The 18,867-nt window shown below is 64.6% G+C and carries 18 protein-coding genes; 10 read left to right on the top strand and 8 right to left on the bottom strand.

All coding sequences use genetic code 11. From position 1 onward, the window contains the following. The first annotated feature begins 88 nt into the window (after positions 1-88). Together FJ417_RS02310 and FJ417_RS02315 are read left to right on the top strand one after the other, a co-directional pair. On the top strand, positions 89-1,399 hold the full coding sequence (locus tag FJ417_RS02310; protein WP_140782332.1) for a hemolysin family protein: 1,311 nt from the start codon (positions 89-91) through the stop codon (positions 1,397-1,399). Between the two features lie 122 nt (positions 1,400-1,521). Next, the gene (locus FJ417_RS02315) at positions 1,522-2,817 is read left to right on the top strand and encodes a glucoamylase family protein (RefSeq protein WP_140782333.1); all 1,296 of its coding nucleotides are present in this window, start codon (positions 1,522-1,524) and stop codon (positions 2,815-2,817) included. Positions 2,818-3,072: 255 nt separating this feature from the next. Here FJ417_RS02315 and FJ417_RS02320 read toward each other — a convergent pair whose 3' ends face one another. Next, positions 3,073-3,678: an NADPH-dependent FMN reductase gene (locus FJ417_RS02320; RefSeq protein WP_140647526.1), complete on the bottom strand. Its 606-nt coding sequence runs from the start codon at positions 3,676-3,678 to the stop codon at positions 3,073-3,075. Between the two features lie 90 nt (positions 3,679-3,768). Between FJ417_RS02320 and FJ417_RS02325 the strand changes: the two genes are divergently transcribed. Beyond that, on the top strand, positions 3,769-4,137 hold the full coding sequence (locus FJ417_RS02325) for a helix-turn-helix domain-containing protein (protein WP_140647527.1): 369 nt from the start codon (positions 3,769-3,771) through the stop codon (positions 4,135-4,137). Positions 4,138-4,296: 159 nt separating this feature from the next. On the opposite strand, the gene FJ417_RS02330 is transcribed toward FJ417_RS02325, so the two are convergent. Beyond that, entirely contained in the window at positions 4,297-4,500 is a 204-nt protein-coding gene (locus FJ417_RS02330) for a hypothetical protein (RefSeq protein WP_140782334.1), read from the bottom strand. 118 nt (positions 4,501-4,618) lie between these two features. After that, entirely contained in the window at positions 4,619-5,014 is a 396-nt protein-coding gene (locus tag FJ417_RS02335; protein ID WP_140647529.1) for an acyl-CoA thioesterase, read from the bottom strand. 188 nt (positions 5,015-5,202) lie between these two features. Here FJ417_RS02335 and FJ417_RS02340 point away from each other — a divergent pair, with 188 nt between their 5' ends. The 3 genes from FJ417_RS02340 to FJ417_RS02350 are packed head-to-tail and all read left to right on the top strand — an operon-like array spanning position 5,203 to position 8,941. Next, entirely contained in the window at positions 5,203-6,819 is a 1,617-nt protein-coding gene (locus FJ417_RS02340; protein WP_140782335.1) for a GMC family oxidoreductase N-terminal domain-containing protein, read from the top strand. Beyond that, positions 6,816-8,027 (top strand): mandelate racemase/muconate lactonizing enzyme family protein, encoded by a 1,212-nt coding sequence (locus FJ417_RS02345; protein WP_140782336.1) that lies wholly within the window; start codon positions 6,816-6,818, stop codon positions 8,025-8,027. The genes FJ417_RS02340 and FJ417_RS02345 overlap by 4 nt, the downstream gene beginning before the upstream one ends. Further along, positions 8,024-8,941 carry an NAD(P)-dependent oxidoreductase gene (locus FJ417_RS02350; protein WP_140782337.1) on the top strand — a complete coding sequence of 306 codons (918 nt, stop codon included), beginning with the start codon at positions 8,024-8,026 and terminating at the stop codon, positions 8,939-8,941. Before FJ417_RS02345 ends, FJ417_RS02350 begins: the two co-directional genes overlap by 4 nt. A 72-nt stretch (positions 8,942-9,013) precedes the next feature. Here the strand turns inward: FJ417_RS02350 and FJ417_RS02355 are convergent, their stop codons facing one another. After that, positions 9,014-9,952, bottom strand: coding sequence for a diacylglycerol kinase family protein (locus FJ417_RS02355; protein WP_140782338.1), 939 nt, complete (start codon positions 9,950-9,952; stop codon positions 9,014-9,016). A gap of 927 nt (positions 9,953-10,879) precedes the next feature. Between FJ417_RS02355 and FJ417_RS02360 the strand changes: the two genes are divergently transcribed. Further along, positions 10,880-12,013: a hypothetical protein gene (locus tag FJ417_RS02360; RefSeq protein ID WP_140782339.1), complete on the top strand. Its 1,134-nt coding sequence runs from the start codon at positions 10,880-10,882 to the stop codon at positions 12,011-12,013. Positions 12,014-12,153: 140 nt separating this feature from the next. After that, positions 12,154-12,669 carry a hypothetical protein gene (locus FJ417_RS02365; protein WP_140782340.1) on the top strand — a complete coding sequence of 172 codons (516 nt, stop codon included), beginning with the start codon at positions 12,154-12,156 and terminating at the stop codon, positions 12,667-12,669. A 59-nt stretch (positions 12,670-12,728) separates the two neighbouring features. On the opposite strand, the gene FJ417_RS02370 is transcribed toward FJ417_RS02365, so the two are convergent. Beyond that, positions 12,729-13,355, bottom strand: a complete 627-nt coding sequence (locus FJ417_RS02370; RefSeq protein WP_140782341.1) for a hypothetical protein — start codon at positions 13,353-13,355, stop codon at positions 12,729-12,731. A gap of 237 nt (positions 13,356-13,592) precedes the next feature. Here FJ417_RS02370 and FJ417_RS02375 point away from each other — a divergent pair, with 237 nt between their 5' ends. Continuing rightward, positions 13,593-14,075: a DUF2314 domain-containing protein gene (locus FJ417_RS02375; RefSeq protein ID WP_140782342.1), complete on the top strand. Its 483-nt coding sequence runs from the start codon at positions 13,593-13,595 to the stop codon at positions 14,073-14,075. Positions 14,076-14,078: 3 nt separating this feature from the next. Here FJ417_RS02375 and FJ417_RS02380 read toward each other — a convergent pair whose 3' ends face one another. Continuing rightward, entirely contained in the window at positions 14,079-15,050 is a 972-nt protein-coding gene (locus FJ417_RS02380) for a DUF3137 domain-containing protein (protein ID WP_140782343.1), read from the bottom strand. A gap of 91 nt (positions 15,051-15,141) precedes the next feature. After that, complete coding sequence (locus FJ417_RS02385) at positions 15,142-16,179, bottom strand: CapA family protein (RefSeq protein WP_140782344.1); 1,038 nt, start codon at positions 16,177-16,179, stop codon at positions 15,142-15,144. 144 nt (positions 16,180-16,323) lie between these two features. Between FJ417_RS02385 and FJ417_RS02390 the strand changes: the two genes are divergently transcribed. Then, positions 16,324-17,580 (top strand): hypothetical protein, encoded by a 1,257-nt coding sequence (locus FJ417_RS02390; protein ID WP_140782345.1) that lies wholly within the window; start codon positions 16,324-16,326, stop codon positions 17,578-17,580. Positions 17,581-17,596: 16 nt separating this feature from the next. Here FJ417_RS02390 and FJ417_RS02395 read toward each other — a convergent pair whose 3' ends face one another. After that, the gene (locus tag FJ417_RS02395; protein WP_140782346.1) at positions 17,597-18,820 is read right to left on the bottom strand and encodes a TauD/TfdA family dioxygenase; all 1,224 of its coding nucleotides are present in this window, start codon (positions 18,818-18,820) and stop codon (positions 17,597-17,599) included. Positions 18,821-18,867 lie beyond the last annotated feature (47 nt).

Below are 18,867 nucleotides of genomic sequence, written 5' to 3' on the forward strand. Positions count from 1 at the left end.
GGATGCGGCTTGAACAGCGCGCCTGTCATGTTCCAAAAATACCGACAAGCTATTTTCGAATGCGCTGCAGCAATGCTATTGACCGCCCATGCTTTATGTTGAAATCGCCGTCGTTGCCGTCCTCATCTGCGTGAACGGCCTTCTGGCAATGTCGGAGCTCGCCATCGTCTCGTCGCGGCCCGCCCGCCTCAAGGCGATGATCGACCGCAACGTCAAGGGCGCCGGCCGCGCGCTGGCGCTGGGCTCGAACCCCGGCAAATTCCTGTCCTCGGTGCAGATCGGCATCACGCTCGTCGGCGTTCTTTCGGGCGCGTTCTCTGGCGCGACCCTCGGCGAAAGGCTGGCGCAGTATCTGGCCACGACCGGCATCCGCGAAAACATCGCCGACCCTGTCGGCGTCGGCATCGTCGTCGCAATCATCACCTATGCCTCGCTGATCGTCGGCGAGCTTGTGCCGAAGCAGATCGCGCTGCGCGATCCCGAGCGCGTCGCCGTCCGCGCGGCGCCCGCAATGACCATCATTGCCACCATCTCGGCGCCGCTCGTCTTCCTGCTCGACATTTCCGGCCGCGCCGTTCTGTGGCTGCTCGGCCAGGCCGGCGAGGCGGAAGAGAAGGTCACCGACGAGGAGATCAAGATGCTGGTCGCCGAGGCCGAGCATCACGGCACCATCGAATCCGACGAGCGCCGCATGATCGCCGGCGTCATGCGCCTCGGCGACCGCGCCGTGCGCGCCGTCATGACGCCGCGCACCGAGGTCGACTGGCTGAACCTGCAGTCCGACGAGACCGCCGTCAAAAAGCTTCTGATGGATACCCAGCACTCGCGCCTGCCCGTCGGCGACGGCAATGTCGACGCCATGGTCGGCGTCATCCAGACGCGCGACGTGCTGGCCGCCCTTCTCGCCGGCAGGGTGCTGGATCCGCGCCAGCATGTGCGCGCCGCCCCCATCGTGCATGACCAGGCCGACGCGCTCGACGTGCTGCAGAAGCTTAGGGAATCGGACGTGCCGATGGCGCTCGTTCATGACGAGTACGGCCATTTCGAAGGCATCGTCACGCCGGCCGACATCCTCGAAGCCATCACAGGCGTGTTCCGCTCCGACCTCGAGGCGGGCGAGGAAGAGAACGCCGTCAAGCGCGATGACGGCTCGTGGCTGCTGGCCGGCTACATGCAGGCCGACGAGATGGCTGAGGTGCTGGGCATCGACCTGCCCGAAAACCGCGACTACGAAACCGTCGCCGGCTATGTGCTGTCGCATCTCCACCATCTGCCGACGACCGGCGAGTGCGTCGACGCGCAAGGCTGGCGCTTCGAGGTGGTCGACCTCGACGGCCGCCGCATCGACAAGCTGATCGCCACCCGCCTGCCCGGCGGCCATCGCCCGGTGGCGCGCTGAGTGGCCGGAAAGGTTCGATCGGGCGTCGGGGCGGTTGGCGCGGCAGCCAAGCTTCGCTTCCTCACTTAGGATTGACGGTCAGAAAGCTTTGAAGCGCTGCGAAAGCGTCTATATCGGCAACCATGGATGCATCGAGCGAACACGCGCTGAACGACGAGCTTCTTTCAGACATCCAACGTCTGTCCTTCGACTATTTTCTGAAGGAGGCCAATCCGGTCAACGGCCTGGTCGCCGACCGCAACACCGCGGCATCGCCCGCCAGCATAGCGGCCGTCGGCCTCGCTTTGTCGTCCTATCCTGTCGGAGTCGAGCGCGGTTTCATGACGCGCGCCGCCGCGGTCGAGCGGACGCTCGCCACGCTCCGCTTCTTCTGGAATGCGCCGCATGGGCCGGAGCCCGACGCCACCGGCTACAAGGGCTTCTATTATCATTTCCTCGACATGCGGACCGGACGCCGCGTCTGGAACTGCGAATTGTCCACCATCGATACCGCGCTTCTGCTTGCCGGTGTCCTGACGGCCGGCGCCTATTTCGACGCCGACGACGAGTTCGAACTGGAGATCCGCCGGCTCGCCGATGCGCTCTACCGCCGCACCGACTGGCGCTGGGCGCAGAATGGCGGCGCCACCGTCACCCATGGCTGGCGGCCCGAAAAAGGCTTCCTGCGTTACCGCTGGGAAGGCTATGACGAGGCGCTGATCCTCTACATGCTGGGCCTCGGCTCGCCGACTTTCCCATTGTCGCCCGAGAGCTACGCCGCCTGGTTGTCGAGCTATAGATGGAAGAAGATCTATGGCCGGGACCTGGTCTATGCCGGTCCGCTCTTCATCCATCAGTTCTCGCATATCTGGATCGATTTTCGCGGCATTCGCGATGCCTTCATGCGCAATGTCGGCAGCGACTATTTCGAGAACAGCCGGCAGGCGACCTTTCTCCAGCGCGACTATGCCATCCGCAATCCCAAGGGCTTCACCGGCTACGGGGAGAATTGCTGGGGCCTCACGGCCAGCGACGGCCCGGGCCCGCAACAGAAGCAGGCCGGTGGACGCCGCTTCTTCAACTACCTGGCGCGCGGCGCGCCTTTCGGTCCCGATGACGGCACGCTGTCGCCTTGGGCGGCGATCGCCTCGTTGCCGTTTGCGCCGGAGATCGTGCTGCCGGCGCTGCGCTACTTCCACGAAATCGACCTGCACGACGGCAATCCCTACGGCTTCACCGCGAGCTTCAATCCAACGATCGCCGCCATTGAAGGCCGGCCTTGCGGCTGGGTGTCGCCGGACCATGTCGGCATCAATCAGGGGCCGATAGTGTTGATGATCGAGAATTACAGGTCCGATTTCCTGTGGCGGCTGATGCGAAGCATGCCGGCAATTGCCACGGGCCTGCGACGGGCCGGATTTTCGGGCGGCTGGCTGTAAGGATGAGCCTACTCTTCGTATGGTAGGGCAGCGTCCGCACCGGCCTCTGCCGGTTGCGCTCAATGGGCATCCGGCGGCGGCGCCTTCGGCGTCACGTCGGGCAGGAACGGCACCAGCGCCGTGGCGATGACGAAAGCCACCATGATGACCAGGAACGCATCGGCATAGGCCATCGTCGAGGCCTCGCGACTTCCGCAAACCAAAAAAAGGGCGGCGCAAGCGCCGCCCCTCGGGAGGATAGTCCACGCAGGCTCTTTAAGCGGCCTGGGCTTCGCCGGCGATCGCGTCGGCGGCGCGGGCGGCCTTCAGCACCTTCGCCCACCAGGCGACGTCGTTGACCAGCGCGGCGGCGGCCTGGTTCAGGTGCTCGATGTCCTCGAGCTTCTTTTCGCCCTGGCGCACCGCAAGGAAATCGCCCCAGGCGATATGGACGGCCGACTTGACCGGCGCCATCTGCAGCTCGACGGCGATCAGGCGGAGCTGTTCGACCGCGCGCGCACCGCCGACCGAGCCATAGCCGACAAAACCGGCCGGCTTCTTGTTCCATTCATTGGCAGCGTAATCGATGGCGTTCTTCAAGACACCGGTCGGAGCGTGATTGTATTCGGCGGCGGTGAAGATGAAGCCGTCGAACTCGGCGACCTTCTTCTGCCAGCGCTGCGCCACTTCGTTCTGCGACGGCGCCCAGGCGGAGGAAGCGACCTCGTCGAAGAAAGGCAGCGGCCAGTCGCGCAGATCGACGATCTCGACGTCGATATCGGCGTGCGACTTGGCGATCTTGGCGATCCATTGCGTCGGAACGTCGGCGAAGCGGGCGGCGCGCGTCGAACCGACGACAATGGCGATTTTGGGTTTGGACATAAGGGGCTCTCCTTGCGGGAATTTTTGGTATCGTTTGGATACCGGCGCTATATGTGATACTGACAAATCGGCGCGCAAGGAGGCACGTTTTTGTTACTGAGGCACCCCCACATCACCGAGGACTGCCGCGCCGTGTCGGAGATCCTGCAACGGGTCGGCGACAAATGGACCGTGCTCGTGGTCGGCAAGCTGGGCGACGGAGCGATGCGCTTCAACGAGTTGCGCGCCGCCGTCGGCGGCATTTCGCAAAAGATGCTGACCACCACCTTGCGCGGTCTGGAACGCGATGGGTTCGTGACGCGAAAAGTGTTTCCGACCATTCCGCCACGTGTCGATTACGAGCTGACCCCGCTCGGCCACGAGCTGCTCGTACCGGTCGGCGCGCTCGGCGAATGGGCGCGCAAGAACACCAATCGGGTCCGCGAAGCGCGCGCGAAATTCGACAGCCAGCAGGCTTGAAACCCTTGTAGTTCAATGGTTTCTGAACCATTGGATGAACCGTGCGGCTCGGCGCCGGCCCTGTCTCGTGTTTCGCTTCCGCTGCGGCCTCGCCGCTAGCCTCGCTGGCGTCTCCGCGCAACCGCCTCGACAGGATGGCTGTCTTTAGCCGGCCACGCATCAGGCGTTTGGATTGGTGCTGCCGCAACACGCCGTTGAGCAGCGTTCCGATTGCGCGGCCCTCTTGCCGGCCACGGTGCGATCCCGCATGCAGGCGACGCGTGGAAGGTCTTTCCTGACCTCCATATAGGCCGTTACGCCGAGCAGGCAGACCAGAGCAATAAGGGCTGCCACGAGCCAGCCGTTCAGCATATGTTGACGCATTGTTGTCCCCTCGCGACCTCAAAGTGGGGCGCGAAGGCAACCATTGGATGTCGCGACGCGCATCTCCCACGCGGGCGTTGTTACAAAACGGCAAGCCTGGGGAGAATCGGGTATCCCGTCAGATCTCGGCCGGAACCGGCTTTGGCTTGCCTTCGCCGTCGAGCGCGACCATGACGAAATCGGCATGGGTGACCTTCTCCATCAGGTCGGAAAGGTAGCGCTGCGCCCAGGCCTCGACCTTGAGCACCATCGAGGTGCGGCCGACGCGCTCGACATGGGTGTAGATGCAAAGCGTGTCGCCGATCTTCATCGGCTTGGCGAAGGACATCTCCTTGACCGCGGCGGTGACCACGCGCCCCTTGGCGCGCTCGGCGGCGCGGATGCCGCAGGCAAGGTCCATCTGCGCCATAACCCAGCCGCCGAAGATGTCGCCGGCCGCATTGGCGTCGGAGGGCATGGCAAGCGTCCTCAAAGTGAGATCGCCGAGAGGTTTTCCGTCCGCGTAATGCACCATGGCGAAATCCTTGGAGGTCGGTTGCTGTTGCGTAGCAATGCGACCGCCATGTCGCAAGCTTTGGTGAAAGCGAAATGCACGCCGCTTCGCCGGTCGCTTTTTTCACAAGCCATGCCGGAAGCCACGGCGACGCCGCGAGCCGGCAATGTCTAGGGTAAGCCCGACATTGCGGAGCCGCCCACACCATCATGCAGACTTATGATTTCATCGTCGTCGGCTCCGGTTCGGCCGGTTCGGTCGTTGCCGACAGGCTGTCGGCGTCGGGCCGCTTCTCGGTGCTGGTGCTGGAGGCCGGCGGAACCGATCAGCGGTTCTACGTCCAGATGCCGCTCGGCTACGGCAAGACCTTCTTCGATCCGGCCGTCAACTGGAACTACAAGGCCGAGCCGGATTCCGGTCTCGCCGGCAATGCCGACCACTGGCCGCGCGGCAAGCTGCTCGGCGGCTCGAGCTCCATCAACGCCATGGTCTTCATCCGCGGCGCGCGCGAGGATTTCGACGCCTGGGCCGCCGCCGGCAATCCCGGCTGGGGCTATGACGACCTCCTGCCCTCCTTCAAGGCGATGGAAGACAATGCGGCCGGCGCCGACCGGTGGCGTGGTGTCGGCGGCCCGCTGCGCGTCACTGACTGCACGAACGCGGTGCATCCGCTGACCAAGCGCTATCTTGCCGCTGCCCAACAGGCCGGACTGCCATTCAATCCGGACTTCAACGGCGCCTCCCAGGAAGGCGTTGGCGTCTACCAGATCACGACGAAGAACGGCCGCCGCATGTCGGCGGCCCGAGCTTTCCTGCGGCCTGCGATGAAGCGCGGCAACGTCCGCGTCGAGACAAAGGCGCTGGCGACGAAAATCCTGTTCGAGGGCAAGCGCGCCGTCGGCGTCGAATACGAGCAGAACGGCGAAACGAAAACTGTCCGCGCCGGCCGCGAGGTGATCCTCTGCGGTGGCTCGATCAACTCGCCACAGCTGCTGCAGCTTTCCGGCATCGGCCCGTCGGCGCTGCTCGGCAATCTCGACATCCCGGTCATTCACGCCAACGACAATATCGGCGCCAACCTGCAGGACCATGTCGGCATCAACTATACTTTCAAGGGCAAGGTCCCGACGCTCAACCAGATCCTGCGCCCATGGTGGGGCAAGCTGCTGGTCGGCATGCAATACATACTGACACGCTCAGGCCCGCTGTCGCTGTCGATGAACAATGCCGGCGGCTTCTTCCGCACCGACCCGTCGATGGCGCGGCCGAACATGCAGCTCTATTTCCAGGCCTTCTCGACCGTCATCCCGAAGAGCGGCGAGCGTCCGATCCTGACGCCCGACCCCTGGCCGGGCTTCTCGATCGGCCTGTCCAACTGCCGGCCCTCGAGCCGCGGCGAGATCATGATCCGCTCGAACAACCCGCGCGACTATCCCAAGATCACAGCCAATGCCTATTCGACCAATGCCGATGTCGACGAGATGCTGGCGGCGGTGAAGTTCGTGCGCAAGATCGCCGCGATGCCGGCGATGGCCGAGATCATCGAGGAAGAGGTTCTGCCTGGCCCCTCGATAAAGTCGGACGCCGACTTGATCCAGGATTTCAGGAAACGCTCGGGCACCGTCTATCACCCCGTCTCGACCTGCCGCATGGGGCCGGACGCATCGCGCGCCGTGGTCGATCCCCGGCTGAAAGTGCACGGGCTGGACGCCTTGCGGGTCATCGACGCTTCGATTTTCCCCGACAACGTCACGGGCAACACCAATGCCGCCTCGATCCTGACCGGATGGAAAGGCGCCGACCTGATTCTGGAGGACCACAAATGAAAATCACCGACGTGAAGACCTGGGTTGTCGGCAACCCGCCGCCCGGCATCGGCGGCAAGTATTTCATCTTCGTCAAGCTCACCACCGACGGCGGCGTGGCCGGCTATGGCGAAGCCTACAACGCCACCTTCTCCGCGCATATCACCGCCAGGATGATCGAGGACATGGCCGAACGCTATCTCGTCGGCCGCGATCCGCACGACATCGAGAATTTCTTCCGCCGCGCCTATTCCTCCGGCTTCACCCAGCGCCCCGACGTCTCCGGCATGGGCTGCTTCTCGGCGCTCGAAATGGCCTGCTGGGACATCGTCGGCAAGGAAGCCGGCAAGCCGGTCTACAAGCTGCTCGGCGGCCAGGTGCATGAGACGCTGCGCTCCTACACCTATATCTATCCGCACACCGGCAGCGTCCATTCGGAAGATGCGCGCGGCAAGAACGTCTACAACGACCCCGACATGGCCGCCGCCTGCGCGCTCGAATATGTCGAGCAGGGCTTCAACGCCGTGAAGCTCGATCCGGCTGGCCCCTACACCGCCTATGACGGCCATCAGCCGCGTCTGATCGACATCGACCTTTCGGCGCGCATGATCAAGGCGATCCGCGAGGCGGTCGGCACCAGGGCCGACATCCTGTTCGGCACGCATGGCCAGTTCACCGCATCCGGCGCGCTGCGCATGGCGCGCGCCATCGAGCCATACGATCCGCTGTGGTTCGAGGAGCCGGTGCCGCCGGACATGCCGGAGGTGATGGCGCAGGTCGCCCGCGGCACGTCGATCCCGGTCGCCACCGGCGAAAGGCTGACGACGAAGTTCGAATTCGCGCGTGTCATCGAGAACCGCGCCGCCACCATCCTGCAGCCGGATCTCGGCCGCTCCGGCGGCATCCTCGAAACCAAGAAGATCGCCGCCATGGCCGAGGCCTACCACATCCAGGTGGCGCCGCACTGCTATTGCGGTCCGATCGTCGGCGCCGCCAACATCCAGCTTGCGGTGACGCTGCCCAATTTCCTGATCCTGGAATCGCTGAAGCAGTGGGACGGTTTCCACGAAAAACTGCTCAAGAAGAAGATCGAATGGCAGGACGGCAATGTCATCCCCTCGAAAGAGCCGGGCCTCGGCGTCGAGCTCAACGAGGAAGTCTGCGACGCGCATCCCTATAACGGCAAGGACCTGCATCTGCAGATGATGCAGACCCCGTTGATGCCGTGACCCTCGCCTACGCCTTCATCGGGCTTGGCCATCTCGGCGGCAACCTTGCCGCCAGCCTGCTGCGCAACGGCTTTGCCGTCACCGTCGTCGACCGCGACCCGGCGGCGGTCGAGCGTCTGGTCGCGCTCGGCGCCACGGCGGCTGCGAGTCCCGCCGAGGCCGCCGCCCGCGCCGGCAACGCGATAACCTGCCTGCCATCGCCCAAGGTGAGCGAGGCGGTGTTGGCCGGCCCCGACGGATTGCTCCAAGGCCTGCCGGCCGGCGGCACCTGGATCGAGATGTCGACCAACGGCCGCGACGAGATCCTGCGGCTTGCCGCAATCGCCTCGGCGAAGGGCATCGAGACGCTGGAATGCCCGGTGACCGGCGGCGTGCATCTGGCGGCGGCGGGCAGGATCACCGCGCTGGTCGGCGGCGATGCCGCACTCTACGAACGCCATCGATTAGCCATCGAGGCGATGTGCGCGAAGTCGTTCCTGATGGGCCCTGTCGGCTCGGCGGCGGTGATCAAGGTCATCACCAACATGCTCGCCTTCATCCATCTCGTCGCCGCCGGCGAGGCGCTGATGCTCGCCAGAAAGGGCGGGCTCGACCTCGCCCAGGCCTACCACGCCATCGTCGCCTCATCCGGCAACAGCTTCGTCCACGAGACCGAAAGCCAGCTCGTGCTCAACGGCTCCTACGACATCGGCTTCACCATGGACCTGGCGCTGAAGGACCTCGGCTTCGCGCTGGCCATGGGCAGGGATTTCGGCGCGCCGCTCGATCTGGCGTCACGCGTCAACGCGATTTTCGAGGAGGGCAAGCGCACCTATGGCGGCGATGCCTGGTCGACCCAGATCGTCAAGCTTCTGGAGGATGCGGTCGGGACGGAACTGCGCGCGCCGGGCTTCCCTGCCAAGCTCGAACTGTAATCCGGCAAAAATTTAGCCAGCTATTTCAACCATCTGGCCGTGCCAGCGGAATCAAGCTCTCAGCCAGTTGATTCAACCTCGCAGCGTCAGCGCGCCGGGCAGGACCTCGAAGGTCGCCGGAATCCGGCCCGGGGACTCGCCGTCTATGTCGACCAGCGCGCCGTTCTTCTCGACATCGCCGAGCGGCTCGACCAGCACCTTGCGGCCACGCAGGATAGTGATTGCCGGATGGTTGCGATGGCGGCCGCCATAGAGCAGGCGAAGGTCGCGGATCAAGCCGAGTTTGCCGGCGGCCCGCAGGATAACGATGTCGAACTGGCCGTCGGCGAGCTCCGCGTCCGGCGCGATCATCATGCCGCCGCCGAAGAATTTGCCGTTGGCCACCGCCACCAGCGCCATGCGCGCCTCGACCGGCTCGCCGTCGTCGATGGTGATCCGGACGTCCTGGAAGCGGTAGCGGACGAACTCCAGCACCGTGCGACAGAAGAACAGCGCCTTGGCCGACACCCTGCCCTTGCGCTTGTCGGCATTGACGGCGCGATCCGTCGCGCCGGACAGGCCGAGGCTGGCGATATTGATGAAGTGGCGGCTGGCCAGCGCGCCATGGTCGTCGATGTAGCAGATGCGGCCGGCGTCGATCTTGCGGCCCTCGGCATCGGCGATTTGCTTGACCGAGGCGCCTATGCCGCGCGGCAGGCCAAGCCCGCGCGCGAAGTCGATGCCGGTGCCGCAAGGCAGAAGTCCAAGCGCGCTTTCGCGGCCGCTCTCTTGCCGTGCCTGCAGCAGCCCGTCGGCCACCTCGCTGGCGGTGCCGTCGCCGCCGGCCGCGATCACCAGGTCGCATCCGCCGGCGGCGAGGTCGATCGCCAGCCGCTCGGCGTCGCCGCAGGCTTGCGTCTCGCGCAGGTCGAAACCGCCGAAATTCATCTTGAGCGACGCCGCCGCCTCCGCCCAATGCCGCTTGAGCCTACCGCCTCCGGCAATCGGATTGAGTACTACCCCGACCTTCAAGCCGACCTCCCCCGAGGCACGCCGCGCAAAATGCGCAGCGGAGTCCGCGCTGGCGCCCAAAGTCTTTTGCCGGCCCAAACTCTTTTGCCGACATTGAAACGCGGACCGGGCGGCGGAGCAAGGCTCGAACACCCAAGGTCGCTAAAAAAGCGGGGCAGGCCGTCTAAGGGGTTCGGCCGGCAGATTCCAAAGCTTTTGCCATTGGTCCCCGATAATCCCGCTATCCACAGGCACGCCGGCATTCCCCAGACCCCTTACCCGGCGTACATTCAACCCATCTCAGGCGGCCACTGAACGCCCCAGCCGAAAGGCAAAAGCGCAAGGCGGATTTCCTGAGGCCCGTACGGCCCAGAACGAGAGCAGGCTTGCCTGTTGGAGGGACGGATGCCGAGACCTACGGGTGCCGCGGAAAGCGTGCCAACGCCGACGGCGGACCGATGCTGCCATGAAGGCCGGTAAAAACCTTCGATGGCACGCTGGGCGAAGCCCGCAAGGGTGGAGATCGGCGTGGTCTGGAACGGGAGCTGCCCTCGGGTGGCGACTGGCAGGACCGTCAAAATCAAGGCTGGCCTGGCGCGACGACTTTACAGGACTTGCTGCCTTAACCGGTTCCTGATCTGACAGGGAGGCGCTGGGAGAAATCCCAGCGCCAACTGTCTTTTTGGGAACGGCTTTCCAGGCAGTTTGGCGCGATGCCTCGCCAGCGGGCGAGTGCTGCCGGCGGAGATCGCCGGCGCCGGTAACCTGTTTTGCGCTTTGTGCGGAGCCGGGCTGTTCGCCGCGCCAAAATCGGCTAACGTTCAGCGTGACGTGAAGGGGGATGCTTCATGCCGCTGATCCGCAAGCTTGCCGTCGCCGGCATCTTCGCCGACCGTGCCGGCTTTTGCATGCCGATATGCCGGCCCCTCGACCCGGGCGCGGCCTGACATGTTCCTGCTGCGCTGGCTGAGACGGCTCATCAAGACAATTCTCTGGCTGGTCGTTATCGTGGTGCTGATCCCAGTCGTCGGACTGGCCTACGGCTTTCTCACCACCCCGGCGCTCGACAAGACCCCATTGCCCGGCATCACCGACGGTACTCCGCCGGCACAACTCGCCGCGAAGGTCCGGCAAGCCATACCGGATTATCAGTCGCCCGCGCCGTCGACCCGGCTGGCTTACCTGAAATGGGCGACCGTCCATGCCGCGCACGACTACGCCACCTTTGTCGAAAAGGATCAGCCGAGCGGCTTTCCCTATTGGGCCTATGTCGGCCATTACTGGCAGGACTATGCAACGATTATCCGTGTGACGTCCGCTCGCGGCATCGACATCCTCGATTACGTCGCGCCAACGCTCATCGGCACCGGCCTGACGATCGACTACGCCATCCAGTGGGCCTACGAGAACACGGTCGGCCGCATCACCGAGGCAACCGCCGGCAAGCACGTCGCGGCCGACATCTACCAGGCCAGGGTCGCCGCCGATTACGCCGGCTTTCTCGACAGGGCGCCCTGGTACGCGTTTCCCTATGCCGAAGAGCGCGCCGGCCTGTTTGCGGTCGAGCCCGCCGCCGGCGACGACTCCATCCGCACCAGCGAACGCAAGCTCGCCTTCGGCCTGGCCGACACGGTCAAGCAATGGTGCGCCGATCTCAGCAAATCGGCGTTGGCCGCCGCCGGCGATCCGAGCCCGCCCGACATCCATGTCTGGGCCAAGGGCCCGGTCGGCGAGGCGGCGCGCAACGAGCCGGATACGCTTCTCGAGCGCGATCTCGGCGGCGACGGCACCATCTTCGTCACCAGCCGCTCGCAAGCCTTTACCGGGATGGTCCCGCGCCTGATCGACAAGGGAATCTCCTTCGTCGAGATCGGCGGCAAGGACGAGATCATGATCACGGCGACCTCGGGCGCGGAAATCACCGCCCCCGACGGCTCGCGAATCCTGTTCAGCCAGCCGATCCCTGTATCGCCCGACACGCGCCGCACGGCGCTGACCGTCGCCGTGCGCAAGCTGCATTTGGTCCTGGCCGCTCTGGCCAAGGCCGGTGCCGAATTGGAACATGTCTACGCCGACGACTGAGGCATTTCGGCCACAGTCGCCGACTGAGCAACCTTCGGAAACGCCCCGTCATCCACATTTCACAATGGCGGCCAAATCCCGCCTTGTTCGGCGCGGATTGATGCAAGCGGTTGGGGAGGCAATTTCGAAGGGACAAGACCGTGATCAAGACCGCCCTTGTCGCCATGACCATCGTCGGCTGCGACTGCGATGCCAAGCTGTGCGAATATATCGGCGAGACGCCGGCCAAATGGGCGACGATCGCCGACTGCGAGGCGGCGATGAAGAGCCAGATGCTGCACCAGCGCAATTTCAACTATCCGCTGGTTTCAGGCATCTGCCGCGTCAAGGGCTCGGCCTCTTCCTCCGAGCTTGCCGCGAAAGCCTCCAGGCCGGATCTGAAGCCCAGGAACCGCGTCGTCGAAACCATCGCCCCGCTGCCGCCCGAGCTCGACCATCGCCCGAGCGCCCCGGTCGGCGCAACGGTGACCGCCAGCGAAACGGAATCGGCAAAGCCCGTCGCCTTCGATAGGTCGGTCGATGGCGGCCGCGCCGTGCTTTACCGCACCAAGGCCGGCTATGCCGTGGTCAAGACCGATCTCAGCCGCGCCGCTGGCGCAACGGTGGACGCGGCGAAGCGCTCGGCGAACTGGCTGGCCGGCCTGACGGGTCTGTAAGCCAGTCCAAGGCGTGTGGAGATTCAGGGCGGGCCGGCCTCACCTGAATATCGGACACCTTACAGCTTGATCTTCAAGGTCTCCCAGAACTTGTCGATCAGCGGCTGCTCGGTCGCATTGTCCTGATCGCCGATGCGCGTGATGAAGAGCAGTCCCCGATCGGCGGTGCCGAAGCCGACGATCTCGAAATCCGCACTGTCTGTGCGCGTCTTGACGGTGGCCTTGAGGCCCGTCAACTCCTTGCCGTCGGCAAGCTTGCGGCTCGTCGGCTGCTGCGTCAGCTGCCCACCCGCCTGGACCGTTTCCTTGGTCATCTCCTGCAGCATCAGCTGGTTGAGGGAAACCGGGTTCATCCTGTCGTATTTCTGTACCACGACGAGGGTGCCGAGCGCCGAAGCCATGAGATACTGGGCGATGCCGTCGCCGAGATCGGTCTTGGTGACCGAATTGCTGCTCGAATGGACGAAGGAGAATGCGCCGCCGGAGAAGGTCGCGAAATCATTGTGATCGATCCGCACCTTGCTGGTCCTGCCGCCGGGCAAGGTCACGTCGACATCCTCGCCCGGATCGATGTCGATCGTCACGCCGTCGATGGTCAGCTTGAACGCCTTCGGGTCGTCGGCACGGGCAGGCCCGGCGCAAAGCACGATCGCCGCGAACGCCGCTGCCGCAAATCTCGGTCGCATATCCTGCCCTCTCCGCGCAGTTCCATTCAACGTATTCGATTTCTTCGGCAGCCGGGTCTTCCTGCTTATCATACCCAGCTGACGATCAGCGTGGGCCACTTAGCAAAACCACGGATGATTGTCGCAATGGCAGGCGTCCGCCGATGGCTTCAATAGCTTGGCGGCGAACCGCAGTTCGATTGATAATGCCGACATATTACAGGAAGATAGTGGCCTTGACTGGGGTTGGGGGGTGTCATGACAATTGCCAATCGTATCGCGCTATGCCTGCTGCTGGCGCTCGCTCCTTTGCATGCCTGGGCGGAAGGCGACGACAAGGCCATGATGATCGCCTCCGACGACGCCGAGATGGCGGCGGCGATCGCAAAGGCGCGATCCAGCCTGGATGAATTCCTGGCTTTGGCCGACGCTCCGCCGCCGGGAACCGACAGGTTCAAGCTGAAGGTGATGATCGTCGACGGAAATGCGACGGAGCATTTCTGGGTCATCCCCTTCAAGCGGACCGACGCCGGCTTCGTCGGCATATTGGCGAACGAGCCGGAAATCGTCCGCAACGTCGTCCTCGGCCAGAACATCGAATTCGCCAGGGACGACATCTCCGACTGGGGCTACACCAGGAACGGCCGCCAGGTCGGCAGCTTCACCGTCTGCGTGATGCTCAAGAAGATGTCGAAGGAAGAGGCGGATTACATGCGTTCTGCATACGGCTTCGATTGCTGAACCCTATCCGGCCGCTTCGTCCTTCGCGCCGATCTTGCGCACCAGCGACGCCGTCGCCAGCATTGCGCCGAGATCGGTGATCATCGGCGCGACATGAATGTTGTAGTCGATCGGCTGCGAGATATCCGGAAGCTCGAGGAAGTTCTTCGACCGCGGCATCAACAGAAAGCCGTCGCTGCCGCCGAGCGCCACCCGCGCCTGGTCGTAGGGCCATGTCTCGCGCAGCCAGGTCAGCGCCCGCGCCATCCGGCCGGTGACCAGCGGCCGCGCCGCCTCGACATTGTCGGTGCGGAATTCATAGGCGGCGTCGAGGTCTTCGACGCCGGAGGACAGCTCCTGCATCTTGGTGGCGAACATGCCGCGGAAGAAATGCGCCACCTTGCCGGCCTTGCGCGCGGCAACCAGTGTGCCCGGGAACGGCTCGATGGTCTCGAAGGCGACGATGACGCCCTTGAAGGCGATCGTCTCGCTTTTGCCGGAGCCTTCCCAGAGCTTGGCCTCGTAGAGCTCGAAGGGAAAATCCTCGTAGCGCCCGGAAATGACGTCGTCGAAGCTCTGGCGGTTGAAAGCGCCGACGGTTTCGCGCGGCATCCTGTCGAAGGAGTTCGGCCGCGTTCCGTGCTGGTAGCGCACGTCGCGCACGAAGCCGAAGATCATCGGCAGCAGCGTGTCGCGGAAGGATTGCTGCAGCCGGGTCGCCGGCCTCAGCGCCTGGAAATAGAGCACCACCGCCGCGGCCATGCCGCCAAGATAGAGAAAGACATGCGGCGTGGAGAGCCACTGTTCGTGAGGATCGGCGGCGGCGTTGAACAGCCAGGCAATGAGCGCGACGAAGACGACGGCCAGGCCGACGAACACGGGGATCCGCCAGCGGACCTGTTTCTGGGCTGACGCCCGTTTCGCCTCATAGTCCTCGATGCCGCGCCTGATGCCTGCGATCGCCGCTTCGCTCGGCATGAAATCCACTGCTTCCATGGTCACCCCCGGCCGCCGCTGAGATGCGGCCATGATAGCGGCTTTTGCGTGAAAGTCGCCAGCACCCGGCGGCAATCGACGGCCAGTTTTCCTAACTCGGAAAAATCGCGTTCAAACGCGCCGCGACCCATTCCCTCATCGCGCAGTCGAGCGCCTCCACCGGCACCAGCCGCTCATGGCTGCCTGCCCGCAGTCGCATGAAGAAGTGCATCTTGTAGGCAACGATGGCGCCGCGCGTGGCCGGATCGGCGCTAACATCGACAACGAATACCGAGCCGATGCGTGCCGGCCACGGCAGTCTGGTAAAGGCGGTTCCGAGAAAATCGCCGAGCCCATAGGCGACGAAGCTATCGCCGATGCGCTCGATGGGCTGCAAAACATGCGTGTGATGCCCGGCGATCAGCCGGACACCGTGATCCGCCAGCCGCCTCGCCAGCGCCCGGGTCGCAGGTCGTGGAAGATGCCGGAACTCCCAGTCCCAGTGCGGCACCGCGCAAAGCAAGTCGATGCCGGACGCGTCGCGCGGCCATTCGGCGGGATCGCTGCGCATCGAGATGCGTTCCTCGAACGGCGCGGCGTCCGTGTTGCGCCACAGCGTGAAGGCCGCAAAGCCGATCGTCAGCGATCCGGCCGCATGATGCTGGACCGGTCCGCCCGCAACCGTGCCGATGGTTCGGATCCCGAGCCGGCTCAGCGTCGCGCGTGTTTCCTCGAAGCCGGCAATCCCCTGGTCGAGCACATGATTGTTGGCGAAGGACAGCACGAGCCTGTCACGCGCGATGCCGGCAGTTGCAAGCGCATCGGCCAGGAAGCGCTCGCCCATCGCGTGATGCGTGCCGAGCCACGTGCCTATGATCGCGCGTGGGCGTTCGACGATCGGGCTTTCGCAATTGCCGACCACGAGGTCGGCGGATGAAAGCAGCGCGGCGATCGCCGGATCGCATTCCGGCGCATCGCGATTGGCGACGGCCGAAATGTCGCCGACGAACGCCAGCCGCACCTTCCGCGTTGGCTGCGGATCGATCAACGTCGCCGCCGGCGCCGCGAAACCGTCCCGGTCGCCGGCAAGCGACGGTCGCAGCAGGCGCGGCAGCCACGACAGTTTGTAGGAAAGCGGATAATTCGACACGGGCAGGTCCAGTTTCGCCCTGTGTAGACTGTCTGACGGGCCGGTTGAAGCCGGGCGCCATCGCGAAAACGGACCCGCTGATCTGCAGGACCGGAGAACGCCTCGAGCCAAATACGTGTATGCTCGCGGCATGAGTGGAGGGCAATGACGATGCGTAGAGCGATCCTTGCAGCAGCCTTGTCTGCATTCCTGCCGGCATCCTTCGCGTGGGCGGAGATGCCGGACGCGGCCAAGTCCATGTTTGAGGCGAAGAGCGTTGCCGACCGCAACGCGGCGCTGTCGACGCTGGAGGCGGCAGCGGCCAGGGACCCGGCAGCGGCCTATGCCGCGGGCGCCGGCGAATTCTTCACCGCCCTGGAACTCCTCGCCACCGGCCTGCATCGGCATGGGTTCGAGAGCCCGAAATCCTTCATGCTGCCGCTGATGCAATTGCCCGTGCCGGACAATCCCAACCCGCAACCGCTGACCTATGAAGAATTCCGCGCCATCCTTGTCGCCTTCCGTGACCGGCTGGAAAAATCCGCTGCAACGCTGGGCTCGGTGCCGGCCGATGCCGATATCGGCATGGTCGTCGACCTCACCCGCGTCGGCATCGACCTCAACGAGGATGGCAAGCTCGCGCCCGACGAAAGCATCGCCGCCATCATGGCCTCGCTCGCCCGTGGCAGCATCGACACCAGCGATGCAGCACCCTCGTTGACCTTCCGCTTCGACCGCGCCGACGGCTTTTGGCTGCAAGGCTACGCCGAATTCCTGATGGCGCAGGCCGATTTCTGGCTGGCGCATGACTTCAAGGGCATGTTCGACGGCTCCTTCCACATGCTGTTCCCGCGCGCGAAACTGCCCTTGCAGGATGCGCTGGTACCGCCGGATGGCGGCATGAGCGGCAACATCTTTGCCTCGGAATGGCGCTTCGCCGACTTCGTCTCGCTGGTGCACCTCGTCAACTGGCCGGTGGTCGAGCCGGAGCGCCGGCAGACCGCGCGCCGCCATTTGCTGGAGATGATCCGGCTGTCGCGCGAGGACTGGAAAGCGATCCTGGCCGAGACCGACAATGACCGCGAATGGCTGCCTGGACCGCAGCAGAAAGGCGTCAATCCGCTGACCGGCCTCGAGGTCGGCGAGCAGCAGGTGACCGCCTGGCTCGCCGCGCTGACCATGGCCGAGGACCTTCTCGAAGGCCGCGTGCTGCTGCCACATTTCCGCGTCACCGGCAGGGGCATCAACATGAAGCGCTTCTTCGACGAGCCGAAACCTTTCGACCTCGTGTTGTCGATCACCGGCCCCGGCATCGCGCCTTATCTCGAAAGCGGCAGGATCCTCGCCAGTGACGATTTCGACCAGATCCAGCGCGAGTTCGGCGGCGCCGGTTTCCTGACTTTCGCGCTGTGGTTCAATTGAGGACCTATTCCACAGGCTAAAGAATAGCCCCCTGGTAAAGCACCGCCTGTGCCTCTTGCGGCGCGAAGCGACGGGCCAGCGTGCGGAACGCGCTGTGGACGCCGTCACGGTCGAGGTTGCAGCTTCTGAGATGGCGGACCGCCAATGTCGGATCGAATTCGGTGCGCCCGTGCAGGACCCGCTGATTGTCGAAGACCAGCACCTCGCCTGGCTGCAGCTGGTGCCGGAACTGGTTCGCCGGATCGCAGATCAGCCGCGTCAGCTCGGCAAGCGCCTCGATCAGCCCATCGATCTCGTCGACGGCGCCGGCCTGCGGCGCCAGGCAGCGATCGTTGAAGCGCATGCCGGTGACGGCGCCGGTCGCGTCTAGGCTGATGACATGCGCCTCGGCGCTGAAGAACACGTCGCCGGCGTGCTCGCGATGGAATGTCACGCCATGCCGGGTCAGCAGGTCGAACAAATGAGGCGTGTTCGTGCGCATCTGTTCGGCGACCTGAAAACCGTCGACCATCAGCGATGTGCCGCCGCTGCCGGCGCCGGTCCTGATGGCATGGAAGAAGATGAAGCCCGGCGGCGAATAGCGGAACGGCTCGTCCGTGTGCGGGATCTGCGCCCGCGCCGTCTCTCCGGCCACCCGCGCGTCAGGTCGTGAGACAAGGTCGAAAACCTTGCCGTAGCTGGTCTCGCGCACGGGCCCGTAGCGGCCGGCGACACGCAGCGTCGCCTCGGGCTCGGCCGGAACGCCGGTCAGCATGGCGATGCCGTGGTCGCGTAAGGCGCGCAGCGAGCGGAAAAGCGCCTCGTCGTCCTCGACCACCGCATCGAAGGCAAAGCGACCGAGCCGCCTCGAGAGATCGCTGTTCCACAGTTCCGGATGGAAGCGTGGCGCACCGAAATCGCCGACCCGTCCGGCGTAGACGGCCAGAAAGCCCGCCGCGAAGCGGGAGGCATGGCCGTCCTGCCAGACCACATCCATTGTCCCGTCGGACGAGATTTCGACCGACGTCGCCCGGATATCGGCGGGAACGTCGGCGGGCGTCAGCCAGCGCTTTCCGGAAGCGGTGTCGCCGCATATCTCGCATTCGCAGGCAAGCCTCAGCCAGCGCATCGACAGCCGGCCGGCGCTACCGTCGTCGAATTCGACCGCGATGCGTGCTCCCTCGTTGCACGTCGATCGGAACGAGCAGGGCGGCGCAAAAGCCTGATTAATGGGAATGGACTGCGTTTGCATATCGAGCATGACCTGGCATCCTAAGTTGAGCTGGCTTCAACGCTAGGCCTGCGGTA

It is taken from the genome of Mesorhizobium sp. B3-1-7 (assembly GCF_006439385.1).
Classification (GTDB): domain Bacteria; phylum Pseudomonadota; class Alphaproteobacteria; order Rhizobiales; family Rhizobiaceae; genus Mesorhizobium.

Bases quoted from the DNA above. Each gene is read 5' to 3' on its own strand.
- FJ417_RS02310 (WP_140782332.1), top strand. From the start codon at position 89: ATGCTTTATGTTGAAATCGCCGTCGTTGCCGTCCTCATCTGCGTGAAC.
- FJ417_RS02315 (WP_140782333.1), top strand. From the start codon at position 1,522: ATGGATGCATCGAGCGAACACGCGCTGAACGACGAGCTTCTTTCAGAC.
- FJ417_RS02320 (WP_140647526.1), bottom strand. From the start codon at position 3,678: ATGTCCAAACCCAAAATCGCCATTGTCGTCGGTTCGACGCGCGCCGCC.
- FJ417_RS02330 (WP_140782334.1), bottom strand. From the start codon at position 4,500: ATGCGTCAACATATGCTGAACGGCTGGCTCGTGGCAGCCCTTATTGCT.
- FJ417_RS02335 (WP_140647529.1), bottom strand. From the start codon at position 5,014: ATGGTGCATTACGCGGACGGAAAACCTCTCGGCGATCTCACTTTGAGG.
- FJ417_RS02340 (WP_140782335.1), top strand. From the start codon at position 5,203: ATGCAGACTTATGATTTCATCGTCGTCGGCTCCGGTTCGGCCGGTTCG.
- FJ417_RS02345 (WP_140782336.1), top strand. From the start codon at position 6,816: ATGAAAATCACCGACGTGAAGACCTGGGTTGTCGGCAACCCGCCGCCC.
- FJ417_RS02360 (WP_140782339.1), top strand. From the start codon at position 10,880: ATGTTCCTGCTGCGCTGGCTGAGACGGCTCATCAAGACAATTCTCTGG.
- FJ417_RS02370 (WP_140782341.1), bottom strand. From the start codon at position 13,355: ATGCGACCGAGATTTGCGGCAGCGGCGTTCGCGGCGATCGTGCTTTGC.
- FJ417_RS02375 (WP_140782342.1), top strand. From the start codon at position 13,593: ATGACAATTGCCAATCGTATCGCGCTATGCCTGCTGCTGGCGCTCGCT.
- FJ417_RS02380 (WP_140782343.1), bottom strand. From the start codon at position 15,050: ATGGAAGCAGTGGATTTCATGCCGAGCGAAGCGGCGATCGCAGGCATC.
- FJ417_RS02390 (WP_140782345.1), top strand. From the start codon at position 16,324: ATGACGATGCGTAGAGCGATCCTTGCAGCAGCCTTGTCTGCATTCCTG.
- FJ417_RS02395 (WP_140782346.1), bottom strand. From the start codon at position 18,820: ATGCTCGATATGCAAACGCAGTCCATTCCCATTAATCAGGCTTTTGCG.